This window comes from Kitasatospora sp. NPDC059571 (assembly GCF_042735675.1).
Taxonomy (GTDB): Bacteria; Actinomycetota; Actinomycetes; order Streptomycetales; family Streptomycetaceae; genus Kitasatospora.
In genome coordinates this window covers 1-1,189 of the sequence record NZ_JBHWBW010000858.1, presented here as the reverse complement: position 1 = coordinate 1,189, position 1,189 = coordinate 1, and the positions used below count along the sequence as shown (strand labels likewise).

At 76.8% G+C, this 1,189-nt stretch carries 1 protein-coding gene; it reads left to right on the top strand.

What is annotated here, in order from left to right; all coding sequences use genetic code 11:
- On the top strand, nt 1–1,143 hold a 1,143-nt coding region (locus tag ACFV0G_RS39575), incomplete at its 5' end, for an ABC transporter permease (protein ID WP_380558849.1).
- Nucleotides 1,144–1,189: the final 46 nt, after the last annotated feature.

Here is a 1,189-nt window from a genome sequence, read left to right as displayed (position 1 = left end):
CTCCCGCTCCCCCGGCCGGCCGGCCTCGGTCTGGCGCTGCCGTTCGCCCGCCCGGCGCGGGCGGCCGGGATGGTCGCGGCGATCGTCTTCGGCACCGCCGCCACCACCTTCGCCGTGGGCATCGCCGGCACCACGAACTGGGTGCAGCAGGCGAAGGAGCACGACTCCGTCGACGTGGCCGTGCGCCTCGTCCCGCCGCCGGACGCACCCGCGGGCACCGGCGATCCCGCCGCCCTGGCCGCCGCCGTCGACCGGGCACTGGCCGGCCGGGCGGGGACGGGGGCGTACTACGGCATCGGACAGGCGGAGCTGACCGTCCCGGGTGTGCCCGGCACCACCAGGGTCTTCGCCTTCAAGGGCGACGCCTCCGCGGCCGGCTACCGGATGACCGCCGGACGCTGGTTCCGGGGCCCGGGCGAGGCCGTCGCCCCGTCCACCTTCCTGGCCGCGGCCGGCGCGCGGATCGGGGACACCGTCCGGCTGGAGGACCACGGCCGGGAGGTCCCCGTCCGGATCGTCGGCGAGGTCTTCGACCCGCACACCCAGACCAACGAAGTCCTCACCGACGGCGCGGCCTTCACCGACCTGCCGCCGCGGAGCTACTACATCACGGTGCAGCACGGCACCGACGTGGCCCGGTACCTCGGCGCACTCCGCGGGGAGCTCGCACCGCTCGGCATCACCGTCGAGAGCGGCCGGGCCGCCGGTTCGAGCGATGTGATCGCCGCGCTGGACACGCTGACCGCCCTGCTCACCCTGATGCTGGTCGCGGTGGCGGGCCTGGGGGTGCTCAACACCGTCGCCCTCGACGTGCACGAACGCGTCCGGGAGATCGGCACCGCCAAGGCACTCGGCATGACGCCCCGCCAGACCGTCGCGATGGTCATGGCCTCGGTCACCCCGGGCGGTCTCGGCGGCGGCGCCGTCGGACTGCTCGCGGGCGTGGCGCTGCACCGCATCACCGCCCCGGCGATGGCCCGCAGCGCCGGGCTGACCTTCCCCGCGGCAGCGCTGCACGTCTACCCGGCGGCGGAACTCGTCCTGCTGGGCGCGGGCGGCCTGCTGATCGCCGCCCTCGGCGCGCTGCTGCCCGCCACCCGCGCCGCACGCGCCCGGACGGTCACGGCGCTGCGCACCGAGTGACGCACAGGACGCCGGGAGCGGCGCGGCCCGGGCCCCGGCACAGGTG